The sequence below is a fragment of the Staphylococcus coagulans genome, from assembly GCF_002901995.1.
GTDB classification, from domain to species: domain Bacteria; phylum Bacillota; class Bacilli; order Staphylococcales; family Staphylococcaceae; genus Staphylococcus; species Staphylococcus coagulans.
Genome location: NZ_PPQN01000020.1, coordinates 1 through 16,628 on the forward strand (window position 1 = coordinate 1; position 16,628 = coordinate 16,628).

Annotated in this window: 11 protein-coding genes; 6 read left to right on the forward strand and 5 right to left on the reverse strand. The window is 38.2% G+C overall.

Annotation, left to right across the window (positions count from 1 at the left end; translation table 11 throughout):
- Positions 1–126: 126 nt before the first annotated feature.
- Positions 127–1,602 carry a glutamate synthase subunit beta gene (locus CD118_RS05480; protein ID WP_060830400.1) on the reverse strand — a complete coding sequence of 492 codons (1,476 nt, stop codon included), beginning with the start codon at positions 1,600–1,602 and terminating at the stop codon, positions 127–129.
- Positions 1,603–1,614: 12 nt separating this feature from the next.
- A complete protein-coding gene (gene gltB, locus CD118_RS05485; protein WP_103356366.1) occupies positions 1,615–6,117 on the reverse strand; it encodes a glutamate synthase large subunit in 4,503 nt (1,500 codons plus the stop codon).
- Positions 6,118–6,238: 121 nt separating this feature from the next.
- Between gltB and gltC the strand changes: the two genes are divergently transcribed.
- From gltC to CD118_RS05505, 4 genes are all read left to right on the forward strand, one after another.
- Positions 6,239–7,117 (forward strand): glutamate biosynthesis transcriptional regulator GltC, encoded by an 879-nt coding sequence (gene gltC, locus CD118_RS05490; protein ID WP_060830402.1) that lies wholly within the window; start codon positions 6,239–6,241, stop codon positions 7,115–7,117.
- 11 nt (positions 7,118–7,128) lie between these two features.
- Positions 7,129–8,235 (forward strand): YibE/F family protein, encoded by a 1,107-nt coding sequence (locus CD118_RS05495; RefSeq protein ID WP_060830403.1) that lies wholly within the window; start codon positions 7,129–7,131, stop codon positions 8,233–8,235.
- A complete protein-coding gene (locus CD118_RS05500) occupies positions 8,232–8,987 on the forward strand; it encodes a YibE/F family protein (protein WP_060830404.1) in 756 nt (251 codons plus the stop codon). The genes CD118_RS05495 and CD118_RS05500 overlap by 4 nt, the downstream gene beginning before the upstream one ends.
- Positions 8,988–9,206: 219 nt before the next feature.
- The gene (locus tag CD118_RS05505; protein WP_060830405.1) at positions 9,207–11,474 is read left to right on the forward strand and encodes an ATP-binding cassette domain-containing protein; all 2,268 of its coding nucleotides are present in this window, start codon (positions 9,207–9,209) and stop codon (positions 11,472–11,474) included.
- Between the two features lie 122 nt (positions 11,475–11,596).
- On the opposite strand, the gene isaB is transcribed toward CD118_RS05505, so the two are convergent.
- Positions 11,597–12,115 (reverse strand): immunodominant staphylococcal antigen IsaB family protein, encoded by a 519-nt coding sequence (gene isaB / locus CD118_RS05510; protein ID WP_050331823.1) that lies wholly within the window; start codon positions 12,113–12,115, stop codon positions 11,597–11,599.
- 492 nt (positions 12,116–12,607) lie between these two features.
- On the opposite strand from isaB, the gene CD118_RS05515 reads away from it, so the two are divergent.
- Positions 12,608–12,883: a hypothetical protein gene (locus CD118_RS05515; protein WP_016425611.1), complete on the forward strand. Its 276-nt coding sequence runs from the start codon at positions 12,608–12,610 to the stop codon at positions 12,881–12,883.
- Between the two features lie 90 nt (positions 12,884–12,973).
- On the opposite strand, the gene CD118_RS05520 is transcribed toward CD118_RS05515, so the two are convergent.
- Positions 12,974–13,570, reverse strand: a complete 597-nt coding sequence (locus CD118_RS05520; protein ID WP_060830407.1) for a TetR/AcrR family transcriptional regulator — start codon at positions 13,568–13,570, stop codon at positions 12,974–12,976.
- A 149-nt stretch (positions 13,571–13,719) separates the two neighbouring features.
- Between CD118_RS05520 and CD118_RS05525 the strand changes: the two genes are divergently transcribed.
- Positions 13,720–14,997: a YhgE/Pip domain-containing protein gene (locus CD118_RS05525; RefSeq protein ID WP_060830408.1), complete on the forward strand. Its 1,278-nt coding sequence runs from the start codon at positions 13,720–13,722 to the stop codon at positions 14,995–14,997.
- A gap of 287 nt (positions 14,998–15,284) precedes the next feature.
- Here CD118_RS05525 and CD118_RS05530 read toward each other — a convergent pair whose 3' ends face one another.
- Positions 15,285–16,466, reverse strand: coding sequence for a LysM peptidoglycan-binding domain-containing protein (locus tag CD118_RS05530; RefSeq protein WP_103356367.1), 1,182 nt, complete (start codon positions 16,464–16,466; stop codon positions 15,285–15,287).
- Positions 16,467–16,628 lie beyond the last annotated feature (162 nt).

The window sequence follows — 16,628 nt, forward strand, 5'->3', positions numbered from 1 at the left end:
CCCCCGCGAGCCGTTAAGCCCCTGTCGGTTTTCAAGACCGATCCCTTCAGCCAGACTTGGGTATTCCTCCGTGTAACGAGCACATAAATATATTATTATAGCTCGTTCACATTGTCAACAAGAATTTTACAAAAATGATACAAAACTTTTTTCATTAATATCATTAATATATTGATGGACTGAAGCAGCCACTTCACGCCCTTCTTTGATTGCCCAAACGACTAAACTTTGACCTCTTCGTGCATCACCAGCTGCAAAGTATTTCGCTTGATTTGTCTGATATTCCTTAGTATCAGCCACTATTTTTTGTCGTTCTACTTTCAAATTTAAGGCATGTGCAAGCCGAGGTTCTACACCTTCAAAACCAATCGCAAGTAACACAAGATTCGCAGGGATAAAAATTTCTCGATCATCACCTACGATTGTACCGTCAGCTCTATCTTGTTGGACTTGCGCGTATATACCGCGCACATTTCCGTTTCCATCCAAATCAAAGCGCATCGTTTGAATACCATATGCACGGGGTTCCTGACCATATTTTGCTTCATACTCTTGGTGCGCATAATCTTTTTTCAATACAGGTTGCGCTAATGGCCAACTGTAATTCATTTCAAAACGTTCTGGTTTTCGAGCTTTACGGTTAAATTGAACAATAGATTCACAGCCATCTCGTAATGCAGTTGCGACACAGTCGGCACCTGTGTCTCCATCACCGATGACGACTACCTTTTTCCCTTTTGCTGTAATCGTTTGTGTATCCAACTCGCCTAATAAAAGTTGTGTTTGTTCAGTTAAATAGTCCATTGCGAAGTGAATACCTTGTCCCATACGTCCTTCTAGTGGTAAGTCACGTGCTTTTTCAGCACCTGTACAAACAACAATGGCATCATATTGTTGATCCAATTCACTTTTAGTAATGTCTTTTCCAACTTCCACATTACATTTAAATGTGATACCCGCTTCTTCTAACAAACGAACACGTCGAAATACGACCTTTTTATCTAGTTTCATATTAGGGATACCATAAGTCAGCAAGCCGCCGGGTCTCGCATTTTTTTCATAAACGACTACGGTATATCCTAATGCGTTGAGCTCTTCAGCGGCAGCTAACCCAGCCGGGCCGCTTCCGATGATCGCAATTTTTTCATCTCGTCGTTGTTCTGGTTGACGTGCTTTGACCCATCCTTGCTCAAACGCTTCATCAATGATTGTTCTTTCAATACCTTTAATAGCGACAGATTCGCGATTAATCTTCATTACACATGATGCTTCACAAGGTGCAGGGCAAACGTACCCTGTAAAGTCAGGAAAATTATTTGTTTCTGATAAACGCGCATAAGCATTTTTAAAGTCACCGCGGTATGTGAGATCATTCCACTCAGGTACATAGTTCCCGAGCGGACACCCAACAGTTTCACGTCCTACGAGTTCACCGACCTGACAGAATGGCGTACCACAATCCATGCAACGCGCCCCTTGCTGTTGTGCCTCTTCTTTTGTAAAACGTGATTGATATGCTTCATAGTTTTCAATACGTGTTGTTAAAGGAACTTCCGCGAGCTTTTGTTTGTGATATTTCATAAAACCTTTAAATTCACCCATAGTTAGCCTCCTTTAGTACACTGGAATACGTTCTTCTTGCGTAGTTCCTTCTATAGATCCATTATCATTGAAAGCAGCTAATAGCGCTTCATCCTGTGAAGTCATCCGTTGCTGATGATAGTGAATTTTTTGCACCATTTTCTTATAATCTTTAGGAATTACTTTTACACATGCTTTTAATTTCGCATCAAAATCAGATAAAATGGCAGCCGCTTTTTGACTGTCTGTATATTTCAAGTGACGTTGAATCATCGCTTTTAGCATTTCTTTCTCTTCCTCATCCACAACTTCATCAAAATCAAGTGAATCCAATTGATTCTGTGCTTTGAAAGTAGCAACATCTGATGGGAAAATGTAACTCACGCCACCACTCATACCTTGACCAAAGTTTTTACCCACATCACCTAAAATGACCACACGGCCTCCTGTCATATATTCAAGACCATGGTCTCCTACACCTTCGACGACAACGTGGACACCACTATTACGAATGCAAAAACGTTCGCCCGCGCGACCATTAATATAAGCTTCTCCTTGCGTCGCACCGTAAAAACAAACGTTACCTACAATAATTTCATTTTCACGTGCAACATTCGGTGCATCAATGACAATCTTACCACCTGATAGCCCTTTACCTACATAGTCATTTGCATCTCCAGTATGTTGAAGTGTCAAACCTTTCGGCATCCATGCCCCTAAACTTTGACCACCATGTCCTGTCGTTTTTGCAACAATGGTATCCTCTGGCAAACCTTTCAAACCGTAATTCCGCGTAATTTCACTACCTGTGATCACGCCCACATTACGTTGTTCATTTACAATTTCAAATTGTCCGACAAAGTGTGTTCCTGCTTCAATATATGGTTTTGCGGCTGGCAACAACTGGTTCAAGTCAAAACCATGTTCTAATCCATGCTGTTGTTCAATCACTTTTGTACGTGTACCTTCATTTTGATAAAGTAAAGTTTCTAATTTCATCTCTCTTGCTTTAGGATGATGATAAGCGACAGAAGAACGTTTGAGTAAGTCTGTACGTCCAACCAGTTCATCCACTGTTCGAACACCTAATTCAGCCATGATTTCTCTTAATTCTTCGGCCACAAACCGCATATAATTAACCACATATTGCGCTTTACCAGTATAAAGCTTACGTAAATCACCATTTTGTGTCGCAATACCTACTGGGCAAGTATCTTTGTGACATACACGCATCATGATGCATCCTAGGACGACCAATGGCGCTGTCGCAAATCCAAACTCTTCAGCACCAAGCATACAAGCATAGGCGACATCTCGTCCTGTTAATAACTTTCCATCTGTTTCTAAACGGACACGTGATCGTAAATCGTTCAACATGAGGGTTTGATGTGTTTCAGCAAGACCTAGCTCCCACGGCAATCCCGCGTGTTGAATACTCGTTTTCGGCGAAGCACCTGTTCCGCCATCAAAACCACTGATGACAATTTTATCAGCAAATGCTTTTGCCACACCGGCCGCAATTGTTCCGACCCCAGATTTAGAAACCAATTTAACTGTAATATCCGCATCACGATTAACATTTTTCAAATCATGAATTAACTGTGCAAGATCTTCTATAGAATAGATATCATGATGAGGGGGCGGTGATATCAAACCGATTCCCGGTGTCGAACCTCGAACTTCTGCAATCCACGGATAAACTTTACTGCCTGGTAGCTGGCCCCCTTCCCCTGGTTTAGCACCTTGCGCAACTTTAATTTGAATCTCTTTCGCATGTTGTAAATAATGGCTCGTCACCCCAAAACGGCCTGAGGCAACCTGTTTAATCGCACTTTTGTAATCGCGGCCATCTTCTCTCTCTTCGTAACGTGAGCGTGCTTCTCCTCCTTCACCACTATTACTTTTTCCGCCCAATTGATTCATGGCTTCTGCAAGCGTTTGGTGGGCTTCTTGAGAGATAGAACCATAACTCATTGCACCTGTTTTAAAGCGTTTAACAATTTCGTCGACCGCTTCCACCTGTTCAATATCAATTGATTGTTGCGCTTTAAATGTGAATAAATCACGAATGTGACTACTTGTTTGTTCATTCGCCACTTTAGAAAAAGCTTTAAACTGTGCATAGTCATTCTCGCGACAAGCATGTTGTAACAATCGTATTGTTGTCGGATTAAATGTATGATGTTGTCCTTGTTGTCGCCATTGGAAAGTGCTTCCTGGGTCAAGCGTTTGACCTTCCACCGTTTGACGCGCTTTATTTTCTGCATCTAAAGTTTCAATTGAAATACCTGATAATTTCGAAGTTGTCCCCGTAAAATATCGATCAACCAGTCTCTCAGATAACCCTACTGCCTCGAATATTTGTGCCCCTTGGTAACTTTGTACCGTTGAGATTCCCATTTTAGCCATCACTTTAATCAGACCTTCAGACAGTACCGCATTATAACGTGCTACATTTTCAGCAACAGTGCCCTCAAGACGTCCTTGGGTCGTTAAATCAGCAACCGTATGTTGTGCTAAATAAGGCACTACTGCATTCGCACCATATCCAACTAAACAAGCGAGGTGATGTACCTCACGCGTTTCCCCAGAACTCACCACTAAGCTGGTCTGCATTCGTAAGTTTTCACGAATGAGGCGTTGATGTATAGCACTTAAAGCCAATAAGGCAGGCATTGCAAAAGTATCACTTTGACGAACATCACTGTCATCTAATACAATTACTGTCGCCCCGCGTCTTACTTCTTGAACCACATGATCCCCTAACGCTTCTAATGCCGTCTCTAGACCCTCTGTATATCCGGTTGAAAGATAGGATGTTTTTAGTGTTTTAGCAACTTCATCCAATTGCGCATGTGTTAACACAGGATGCTTTAACTGAACGCGTTGTAACGCCTCTGGACTAGGATTCAACAAGTTTCCTTCTCCACCTAAATAACTGAGCTCACTTGTAACAATTTTTTCTCTATAAGCATCTATCGGCGGATTTGTCACTTGCGCAAATAATTGTTTGAAATAATTGAAGAGTGACTCGGGCCGATGATTTAACACGGCTAAAGGGGCATCGTAACCCATCGCGCCGATAGGATCTTTACCACCTGACACTAATTCCGTTAAATATTTATCTAGTTCTTCTTTTGTATAGCCATATCGCTTTTGCATCGCGAAAGCTTCGTCTGTTGTTAATTTATCGTCTTGATAAGGAATTGTTTCCAAATTAAGGTTAAGTTGGTGTGTTTCAAGCCATTCTTGGTACGGATATTGTTGTGCGATTGTTGTTTTCAGTTCATAGTTTTCAATCACTTTATGTTGATTAAAATCGACTAAAAGTAATTTTCCTGGGTTCAACTGTCCTTTAAATGCTACGTCTGCTTCATCTACATCAACGACACCGACTTCCGAAGAAAATACAATTTCGTTCTGCTTTGTAATCGTATAGCGACCCGGACGCAAACCATTTCTATCTGTTAGTGCCCCTAGCTTGTCGCCATCGCAAAACGAAATCATAGTTGGACCATCCCAAGGTTCCATTAAATAGCTATAAAATTCATAAAAGGCCCGAACTTTCGGATCATTGCTTTTGTTATATAGCCAAGGTTCCGGAATGAGTAGCATGGCTGCTTGCTCAGGTGGCATCGCTAAACTTAAAAATTCAAGCGCATTATCAACAATTGCCGAGTCGCTTCCTGTTTCATCAAGTATCTCTTCCACTTTCTCATGTTCTTCGCCAAAAACAGTCTCGATTAAACGACGTTGACGTGCACGCATCCAATTCACATTTCCTCTAATTGTATTAATTTCACCATTATGCATAAGCAAGCGATTCGGATGGGCGCGTTCCCAACTTGGAAAAGTATTCGTACTGAAACGGGAATGTACTGAACCAAACTTGGATACATAGTCTTGTTGTTGTAAATCGATATAAAGACGTTTAATTTGATCTGAACGTAACCATCCTTTATAAACGATTGTTCGACGGGATAAGCTTGTAAAATAAAGGCCCAATCCCTGTTCATGACTATATTTTTCAATCTGTTTGCGAGAAAGATATAAGGCACGGTCGAAATTTTGGGCCTTCTGGTTTGAGACAAAGATTTGCTGAATGGCTGGCATCGTATCCGCTACGCGTGTAGCCAAGCATGTTATATCAACAGTCACTTCACGATAGCCCAACACTTGCAACCCTTCGCTTTCAAATATGGATGCAAATGCTGACGCGTGTGGCGTGTCAGAAATCAAGTCTCGTGAAAACATCATTCCAACAGCATAGGCGCCCTCTTTAGGAAGTGAAAATGATGTCACTTGGTTAAAATATTGATATGGAATTTCAGTCATAATGCCCGCGCCATCCCCAGTAATACCATCTGCGCTAATTCCTCCACGATGATCTAAGCGACGTAACATTTCTAAAGATTTTTCAACAATAGCATGTGAACGTTCATTATTCATGTTGGCATAAAATCCAATACCACATGCATCGTGCTCTTCGCGACTGTCATAGAGTCCAATTTTTGTATAGTTAGAATTATTAGACATTTCTGACACCTCTCTTTAATAGTATTCTAACTATAGCGGAATCCTATTCATCACATCAATATATACTTGAGATGAAATCTATCTCATTTTGAGATAATATAAAAATGAAGGGGGAATTTTTATGGAGCTTAAACAGTTGAAATACTTTGTAGAAGTGGCTAAGCGTGAACACATTTCAGAAGCGGCACTCGAACTCAATGTTGCACAATCAGCAATTAGCCGACATATGCACAACCTAGAAGTCGAGTTAGGAACTTCGCTTTTTTATCGTAGTGGCCGCAACATTTTCTTAACGACTGAGGGGAAACAATTATTAAAACATGCGCAATCGATACTTGAGCAAGTGGATCACACATTATCTCAATTTCAAACACAAGTTCAACAAAAGCAAAGCGTTTTTACAATCGGCTATGTCAATGGTTCAATTGGCCAAATTTTACCACAAGTGTTACAAACCATCGAAACAGAACTGGCTTTATCACTTGTACCTACCTTATTAGATGAAGAAACAACTTTACCCTCCTTGCAATCACAAGATATCGACTTAGCCCTGACAACAGCAACCATTCATGATAATACACTAGAAAGCCTGCCCCTTTTTGAAGAAACATACGTGCTTTATGGGGGTACACACGCCCCTATCATGAACGTTCCTAATCCACCGCTCAGCTATATACTCAAACAACCTTTGTACATACACGAGCCTTTGCCTACTGACCTAAAATTATATTTAACAACACATGCTGAGACACCCGTACATATCATTAATAATCCGCAATTTGCACGATTTATTTTACAAAATCAAAAAGGCTTTGTACTTGCACCTGCTTTCATCAACTTATATAGTCAAAATCAACAGTGGAAAAAAATTTCATTGTCACATACAGATATCAAAAAAACATTTCACCTTGTATATCGACGAGATTTACAAAAACCATTATTAAATGAGGTCATTAAAATTATAATGACCCATACACAACAACGTTCGATTTATCACTAAGGAGACTTATTATGAAACAAAAACGTCATTTATGGAATTACTTTATCGCGATTTGTATTATTCTCGCGTTATTGGCAATTCTCTTCACTCGAGTGAACACCTCTTTTTATCGGATACCGATTGGAGAAGTCGTTCATGTCGACCAACATCACAGCGAAAAATCTGTTGATGATCAACATAATCGAGACACTAAATATCATGATGTCCTGAAAATTAAAGTTTTAAATACATCTAAAAAGGATCAAATTGTACACGTCGATCACCTATATAACGCTTCTCAAACCGAAGCACAGGCTTACCAAGTGGGCGATAAAGTACTACTCCATATAGATAAAGCAGGTAAAGATAACTTTATTATCGAAAAGAAACGCGATACTGTAATTGTCACAATTGTAAGCTTCTTTCTCATTGCACTAATCATTGTGGGGCACCGCATTGGCTTGCAATCGATTATTTCATTATTGATTAATTCTGTTGCGATTTTACTAGCCATTAGCCTGTATCACGCAAATACGAATCTCAATTTGTTTCTATTGATGTCCGGATCTATAGTTATAGCAACCACCTTAACGCTTTGGCTCGTCATCGGTTGGTCTATGCGTACCGTTGTCACCATTCTTAGTACATTGTTAGGCACCTTTATTTGTATATTTATCGCATGGTCTGTTATTTCACTCACAAATAGCCAAGGGATTAAATATGAAACCATGAGCTTTTTGACAATTCAACCTAAAACAGTCTTTTTAACCTCTGTTATGGTAGGGACTTTAGGCGCAGTTATGGACGTGGCTATTACAATATCTAGTGGTATGTATGAAGTGCTACAACGGGCGCCTCATATTTCAACTGAGCGTTGGGTTTTGGCCGGCCGTAATATCGGACAGGATATCATGGGAACAATGACAAATATTTTATTATTTTCTTATCTCGCAGGTAGCCTCCCAATGCTCTTACTTTATTTAAAAAATGGGAATACCCTCACCTATAGTATTTCTATGAACTGGTCTTTAGAAGTTTCACGTGCCATTACAGGCGGTATAGGTATCGTCTTAACAATTCCATTAACAATCCTACTCATGCAAGTATGGTTGAAATGGTTAGGAGGCAAGCATCAATGAACGCAATTGTGATATTAAGTTTAATTTTACTCATACTGATGCTCGTTTTTGGAGGCCGCAGTGGCTTCGTTTCGTTTTTAACACTGTTTTTAAATTTTATTGTACTTTTCATTGCGATATTATTTATCGTATTTCGCGCGCCAATTTATTTAGTCACGTTTGTCTTTTGTATCATCATCGCTGTGATTAATCTTTTTCTACTTAACAAGTTCAATATAAAGACACTTGCAGCGTTCATTTCTAGTATCGTGACGACTTTATTAATGATTGCTGCGATTTATCTCTCCGTTCACTGGGGCCATTTACAAGGTTTTACGCAAGAAGAGCAAGACGAAACCTATGTCTTTTCATTGAATATTGGGATTGATATGGAGCAGTTTATGATTTTTACAGTCATTCTCGCCGTCATTGCTGCAGTGATTGACTTAGCCATTACCATCAGCTCGCCTGTTTTTGAGTTACACGAAGCGAACCCTTCATTGACAAGGCGTGAACTCTTCCAATCAGGCATGCGTGTAGGACGTGAAATATTAGCCACTTCAGCGAATACGATTTATCTCGCATTACTCGGTGGCTCAATGACAATCGTCTTTTGGTTTTTCAATTTACACTATAGTTTCGGTCATCTGATTAATGCGAAATTATTTGCACAAGAACTAGTAACTATCGTATTAGGCGGTATTGCCATAGCCGTTTGTATTCCAATCACTTCTATTATTACTGCATGGTTAGTGAAGCAATATCACCACTAAATCATCCTTATACAATTTCAAAAGCGTAAAGCAACAGGTTCGAGGCTGGGACATCATTCCCGGTCTCGCCTTTTCTTGTTTGAGTATATATTGAGTTAAACCTTCTCCCTCTAAAAAAGCGCGTTTAGAATGCTACTTATGCCCAGGTTCATGCCTTTTAACCGCTCAATTATTAATCGAAGCGCGTTTCGGGTAAAACTTATGACGAGGTGAAAAATAATGACAACGATTCATATCCACGGTGCACGACAAAACAACCTAAAAGATATTCACGTCAACATACCTAAACATCAGTTGACGGTTGTCACAGGAAGATCTGGTTCTGGTAAGTCGTCACTCGTTTTTAATACAATAGCAGCAGAATCCGAACGCTTATTAAACGAAACTTATTCAAGTTATATCCAACATCAACTCACACAATATGAAAAACCAGCCGTCGATCAAATTGAAAACTTACCTGTCGCAATGGTTATTAACCAGAAAAGGCTCGGCGGTAATTCTCGCTCCACAGTGGGCACAATATCAGATATTTACGCTTCTGTACGCTTATTATGGTCCCGTATCGGTGAACCTTTTGTCGGATATTCTGATATTTTTTCTTTCAATCACCCAAACGGAATGTGTGAAACATGCCAAGGACTTGGCTATGTTGAAGATATTGATTTGAACGAATTGATTGATTTCAATCGTTCTTTAAATGAAGGTGCAATACGTTTTCCTTCTTTTAAGCCAGACAGTTGGCGAGGAAAGCGTTATCGCTATTCTGGATTGTTTGATAATGATAAAAAATTAAAAGATTATACACCTGAAGAGTTTGATACATTTCTATATACAGAACCAACACGTTTGAAAAATCCCCCTCCAGAATGGCCTAAAACTGCAAAATTTGAAGGATTAATTCATCGTTTTCGTCGTTCGTTTTTAATCAATGATAATTTTGAGAAAAAACGCTTTCTAAAAGATGTCCAGCGCGTCGTTCATCAACATACATGTCCTGATTGTCACGGCCAACGCCTCAATCCAAAAGTGCTCAGTTGTAAAATCAACGGCTTAAGTATTGCAGACTTTACTGCATTAACGATAGATGAAGCGCTCCCTTTTTTAGAACAGCTTCAAAGTGATAAAGCTGCCTACATTATTGCACCATTAAAAAATCAGCTTCAGGCCTTACATGACATTGGTCTCAATTATTTAACCTTGAACCGTGAAACGCCTACATTATCTGGCGGTGAATCACAACGTATTAAACTGATTCGTCACCTGAATACACCGTTGACAGATTTAGTTTATATTATCGATGAGCCCAGTGTTGGATTACATCCTGCAGATATTGAAAAAATCAATGAAATCATGCTGAATATACGTGACAAAGGTAATACAGTGATTATTGTCGAACACGATCCTGATGTCATTAAAATTGCGGATCATATTATCGATATCGGTCCGGGGGCAGGTAAAAACGGTGGACAAGTTACTTTTGAAGGGACCTATGAGCAACTCAAAAAATCAAACACAGATACAGGACGTGCATTGACGCGCACACATCAACTTAAGCCTGCAGTCGCTCATTACCAAGATTGGTTTCATCTCAATCATATCAGTCATAATAATTTACAAGATGTGTCTGTCTCTATCCCTCAAAACGCACAGACTGTTATTACCGGTGTGGCAGGTTCAGGAAAAAGCTCCTTAATTAAAAGTGGCTTTGTACAAAACCCGAATGCAATTTTCATCAATCAAAAAGGGGTTCACGCATCTAGCCGCTCCAATTTATTAACGTATATGGGCGTATTTGATGAAGTTCGTGCCTTTTTCAGCCAAAACACAGGTTTGAAAAAGGCGATGTTTAGTTATAATTCTGATGGCGCTTGTCCAAATTGCAACGGTAAAGGGGTACTCAAAACAGAACTTGCCTTTATGCCGTCATTTTCTCAAACATGCGAAGTATGTCACGGTACGCGCTACCGTCCAGAGGTATTAGAAGCAAAAGTCGAGGGGTATTCTATTGCAGATGTATTAGCACTTACTGTCGAAGAAGCCATCTCACTTTTCAAAGATGAGACAACCATTTCAAAATCCTTGATTGCACTCCAAAAAACAGGACTAAGCTATATGACTTTAGGACAATCATTAGACACACTATCTGGCGGTGAAATCCAGCGATTAAAACTGAGTCGCTATATGACCGAACATGTTTCAGGAAAAATTTTTATTTTTGATGAGCCTACAACAGGCTTACATGAAGATGATATTCCTATTTTACAACAACGATTTGAACAACTTGTTCAAGATGGAAACACTGTGATTTTAATCGAACATAATTTAACAATGATGACCCAAGCAGATTGGTTAATTGATATTGGCCCGGGCGCTGGTACACAAGGCGGTCAGATTTTATTTAGTGGCCCGCCTCAACGATTAATTGAAACGACACATTCCGCAACAGCACAACATCTTGCCGACTATATCCATCGTCAGTCGTTTTAAAGCTTCATCTAATTTACGAGCATACGTATTATTTTCTAACATAAAAATATGGGTATGAGACTACGAAATCAAACTGATTTCTGGCTCACACCCATGTTTTTTTATAACATTATTATAAATAATTAGGCCATGCTACCTTTTGCTTTAATCACGATAGAATTACCTGGGTAAAACGCAACTTGTGTTGTTTTAGCATCAAAAATTTCTCCAGATTTTACATGATCGCGAATCGCTTTATCACTATGTTCTACTTTATCGACAAGTAATGTCAGATTAACTAATTTATTATGGTCATCAATGCCGATAATGACATCATTTTTTTCGTAATATGTGATGCCTTTTTTCGCATAATATTTTTTCAAGTCTTTTCCAAGTGCTTTTTCCACATCAGCACGTGTGGATTGACCTACTTTTAAACCTTCATATTTAAAGTTATCTGCTTTTAGTGCTTGATAAAAGTTTTTATCTTCTAAAGCATTGTTAGACTTATAATTAAATACACCTTTGTAAGTGTAGTATGGGGCTTTTTGCGCTGTTGCCGCATGCGCATCCGTAGGCAGTTGTGCTCCTACTGATGTTGCACCTAATAGTGTCCCCACAGATAAACTTGTTGCAATGACTACTTTTGTCATTTGATTCATTTTGTATCACTCCTCTATATTTCTCGACACAATCCAAACTGAATAAGATGACTCAATCATTCTCATATTAATCAAGTTCAAAAATTTACTCAATTTGCCTACAATTCAATCATTGATATATTAAATTGTTTCTTGATTAAATGATAACAAATTCATGTCATACTTTCACTTACAACAGTTTACGCTATGCAATATCCCTTTTCATCAGCCCTGAGTTGGGTATTTTAACCATTTTAGTATATTAAATGATTATTGGAACGCGAAAAATGATATCGCCCACACCCATTTTAAGTTTCCGAAAAGTCGTTTAACTCACACTATATAAAAGATACTAAAGGCGGATCGATTGATAAAGCGTAGCCCTCTACCTTTTGCTTAAAAATGGCGATAATTGGCAGTGTGTAGAGGTTATAAGCGTACAATGTATATATAAAGTTACCAAAAATGGTATACTATGTAGCATAATTCAATATAGATGGGGGTTATTATTCTATGGCAAAAAAACCTAAAAAAACGTTAAGTCTCTTATCAGGCGCATTGTCTGGCGCGAGTATCATTGTCGATGCTTACAACACTTATATCTATCGTTCAAAAAACAAAAAATTAAGCTATATTTCTATTGGCATCGGTGTAGCAGATGTACTGCTTGATTTTTACTTGTCATTCGGTGCCAAAAGCAAAGCTGGAAAAGCATGGTCTATGTTTTCAATAGGACGCCAAGTCTATAGCTCTGTGCAAAAACTTAAAGAAATTCAAGCGCGTTCATAATTTGTGAGAATGAGGCAGCTGACTTGGATTGGGCACAACTTGTGACTAACAACTGCGCAATCCAAATGTCGTCTGTCTCATGTTTTAGTTTTAATGATAAGCTTTATAAATAATCCGCCATGGCCCTTGATACATCAATTTATAAATATTTTCGACTTGTTCATCAATTGTACTCCGTGCCTCATCCATCACCCAAGCGCGCATTAACGACCACATACTCCCCAAAACAAAAGCATGGAAATATCGAAATGGAATCCCTGCTATCTCCTTGTCATTAGGTAAGAAACTTTTCAAATTAAGCGCAATCATTTCTCCAATCTTCTGTTCAATTTCATAATTGCGTCCCATGGTTAATAAAACACGATACCGATCAAGATCATCGTGCATGATTGTTAAAACTGCTCGTGGTATCTCTTTGAACACGATTGCTGCTTCCTCATCATTCTCAACTGCTTTAAGACGCACTATTTTTTCATTAAAATTGATCTGCATCTGCTCAATCATTTCTTGTTCAATTTGATCGAGTAAATCATACTTATCTAAATAATGTTGATAAAACGTAGCACGATTGATATCTGCAACATCTGCAATTTGATTCACGGTAATTTTATCTAACTTTTCCGTTTTCAAAAGTGTAATCATCGCATTTTTTATTGCCACTTTCGTTTTACGAACTCTTCTATCCATCAAAATAATCTCCTTTACACAACAATTTCATACTATATGTTGGTTAATCAGCACTTTGCCATCAATTGAACATTGTATCTATTTTAATATCTATTATAATAACATCACGAACAATAAACAACACAACGTTGCATAAAGGAGGTCATTTTATGAGTAATCGTAAATTATGGATTGTACCGCTCATTACGGTAACCATTTTATTAATTTTAGCTACTGCATTTTATCCTGCATATAACCCAAAACCTAACAACGTTCCTATGGCGATTGTTAATTTAGATAAAGGGACACACATACAAGATAAAGAAATCAATATTGGTAAAAAATTAACAGAAAAATTAAAAGACAACAAAAATGAAGAAATTCAATGGCATGAAGTCAAAGATGCCAAAAAAGCGCAAGATGAAGTACGTAAAGGCACTTACGCTGGCGCAATTATTTTAGAAGATCATTTTTCAGAACATGCTTTAAGCCCTGCTCAAACAACCATCATGAAATCTAAACAAAAAGAACTCCAACAACAAGTTGAAGAAGGTAAAATACCTCCTCAACAAATTCAAAAAATAAAAGCGCAAATGGAGAAAAAAGGACAAAAAGCTCCTTCAAAAATAGAACAAGCCCAAATCAGTACTTACATTGATGAAGGGGGTCAAGGTCAACTTGCAAACGTAACAAAACAAGTCCTGAAACAAATGAGCACGAATATTAATCAACAAGTCAGTCGTCAAAACGTTCAAGCACTTGCTCAAAGTAACGTCGATATCTCAGCTAAACAATTCGAACAGTTTTCTAACCCTGTCAACGTTGATCATCATACATTCCATCCAATTGCATCACATCAAGCTAACGGTAATGCAACTATGGTACTCTTTATGCCTGTATGGCTTGCATCAATGATTACAGCTGTCGTTTTATACTTTAATTTCAAAAACAGAAGTCAAATGTCATCTCGACATCGTCAAACTTTAACAGGCGCGTTGACTATAGGTATAGATCTCATCGCAAGTTTTGCTGGAAGCTTTGCATATGTCTATTTCCTAAGTTACGTTATGAATTTCAACTTTCCAAATCCATTCGTAACCGCAAGCTTTATTGGTTTAGCTATCTCTGGTTTCTCATTGCTTATATTAGGATTAATGGTTTGGATTGGTATACTTGCAGCACCTTTATTTTTAATACTGGTATTCTTTTCTATGCAAGCCATTTTATTACCTATTCATATGGTACCTAAATTTTATCAACAATATATTTTACCGTGGAATCCTTTCAAATTATACACAACAGAGATTAAAAATTTAGTTTACCTACACCAACCATTAGAATGGAATTCAACAATTATTGTATTAATCAGTTTTATCCTATTTGGCATTATCTCAGTGTTAATCAGTCACTACACTAAAAAACATATTCCTTATGTGAATACGATTTAAATTAAAATATTTAACATTTAAAGGATGCCCTCTAACACATCCAGATTGCTAGAGGGTATCCTTTTTATGACAATCACTTCACGTGGAACAAAAATACATTTAATTCATTGTCCCGAATAGCTGAAATCGTTCGGGATAATAAGTTAATTGACTGAAGTAAAATAAAGAGCCGGTTCTTTTGTATTAAAAATAGGACTGGTGATCCAATCAATCACCAGTCCTATTGAGTATAGAGCCAAAAAAGAGGATTTCACTCATCATACTGATGAATAAAATCCTTTTATATATTAATGGATATATTTAAAGTTCGCTACATTGTAACTTGGCACTGTACGATAAGTAAGCACACCTGGTCCAGCAGTAAAATTCATTTCAGAAACTAAAATACTACCATCTGGATTCACACGTTCAACGTATGAAACATGACCATAATAACCTAAATCTGATTGTAAAATTGAACCTACTGTTGGGGTGCGGTCAATTGTGTAACCGTCACGCGCTGCATTATCGTCCCATGCATTAGCATTCCACCAGTAAGTACTGATGCCTAAACCAGCTTCCTTACGTTTGTTGAATACATACCACGTACATTGACCCCAGTCATAGTAATTTTCATGATTAAAGATGGGTGTTTGGTATTGGCGGTTAGGTGCTGTTGTTGTACCTGTAGAAGCCGCCGAACCTGAAACCTTTAATTTCTGACCTGGGAAGATTAAAAATGAATTTAATCCATTTAACTGCATAATGTTTTGATACGTTGTGCCATATTTTGAAGCGATTAATGATAATGAATCGCCTGGCTGTACTGTATAATATGTTGTCGCACCATTTGCTGCGGGTCTTGAAGGTTTAGATGGTGTTGTATGGTTAGGTGTAGATGCTGTACCTTTAACTTTCAATTTTTGGCCTGGAAAAATTAAAAATGAATCCAAACCGTTTAAGTTCATGATATTTTGATAAGTAGTCCCATACTTTGAAGCAATAAGTGATAATGAATCGCCTGGTTGCACCGTATAATATGTAGTTGATCCAGAAGTTTTTGACGGTTTTTGATGACTTGGTGCAGAAACAGTTCCACTTACTTTCAGCTTTTGACCTGGATAAATCATAAAGCTATTTAACCCGTTCAATCGCATGATGTTTTGATATGTTGTTCCATAACGTGCAGCAATACTTGATAATGAGTCACCACTCACCACCGTATATGTTGATGAATTCCCCGAAGATGACACATGATTAGATCTACCTGCAGTACTTCCTGATACTTTTAATACTTGGTTCGGAAAGATTAAATTGGAACTCAAGTTATTATAAGATTTAAGTTGTGAAATCGTAATGTTGTATTTTGTTGCAATAGACCAAAGCGAGTCACCTGCTTTAACACGGTATGTTGAAGCATTGGCATCCGCGGCTACCATTGCAGTAACAGCTGAAGTCCCTATCACTGCCGCAATGATTTTTTTATGCATTGATTTCCCTCCTTATTTAAGATAGTTATTATAAACACACCTATACATTGATAAAGTATACACCCAACACTATAAAAAATATATTTCCGTTATATGACATTATCATTACAAAAAAGAAGCCAAGGTAGAACATGACCTTAGCTTCTATAACCCCTTAAATAT

What these genes read in the sequence shown, in the direction of transcription:
- isaB (WP_050331823.1), bottom strand. Translation starts at nt 12,115, where the DNA reads ATGAATCAAATGACAAAAGTAGTCATTGCAACAAGTTTATCTGTGGGG.
- gltC (WP_060830402.1), top strand. Translation starts at nt 6,239, where the DNA reads ATGGAGCTTAAACAGTTGAAATACTTTGTAGAAGTGGCTAAGCGTGAA.
- CD118_RS05520 (WP_060830407.1), bottom strand. Translation starts at nt 13,570, where the DNA reads ATGGATAGAAGAGTTCGTAAAACGAAAGTGGCAATAAAAAATGCGATG.
- gltB (WP_103356366.1), bottom strand. Translation starts at nt 6,117, where the DNA reads ATGTCTAATAATTCTAACTATACAAAAATTGGACTCTATGACAGTCGC.
- CD118_RS05525 (WP_060830408.1), top strand. Translation starts at nt 13,720, where the DNA reads ATGAGTAATCGTAAATTATGGATTGTACCGCTCATTACGGTAACCATT.
- CD118_RS05500 (WP_060830404.1), top strand. Translation starts at nt 8,232, where the DNA reads ATGAACGCAATTGTGATATTAAGTTTAATTTTACTCATACTGATGCTC.
- CD118_RS05480 (WP_060830400.1), bottom strand. Translation starts at nt 1,602, where the DNA reads ATGGGTGAATTTAAAGGTTTTATGAAATATCACAAACAAAAGCTCGCG.
- CD118_RS05515 (WP_016425611.1), top strand. Translation starts at nt 12,608, where the DNA reads ATGGCAAAAAAACCTAAAAAAACGTTAAGTCTCTTATCAGGCGCATTG.
- CD118_RS05505 (WP_060830405.1), top strand. Translation starts at nt 9,207, where the DNA reads ATGACAACGATTCATATCCACGGTGCACGACAAAACAACCTAAAAGAT.
- CD118_RS05495 (WP_060830403.1), top strand. Translation starts at nt 7,129, where the DNA reads ATGAAACAAAAACGTCATTTATGGAATTACTTTATCGCGATTTGTATT.
- CD118_RS05530 (WP_103356367.1), bottom strand. Translation starts at nt 16,466, where the DNA reads ATGCATAAAAAAATCATTGCGGCAGTGATAGGGACTTCAGCTGTTACT.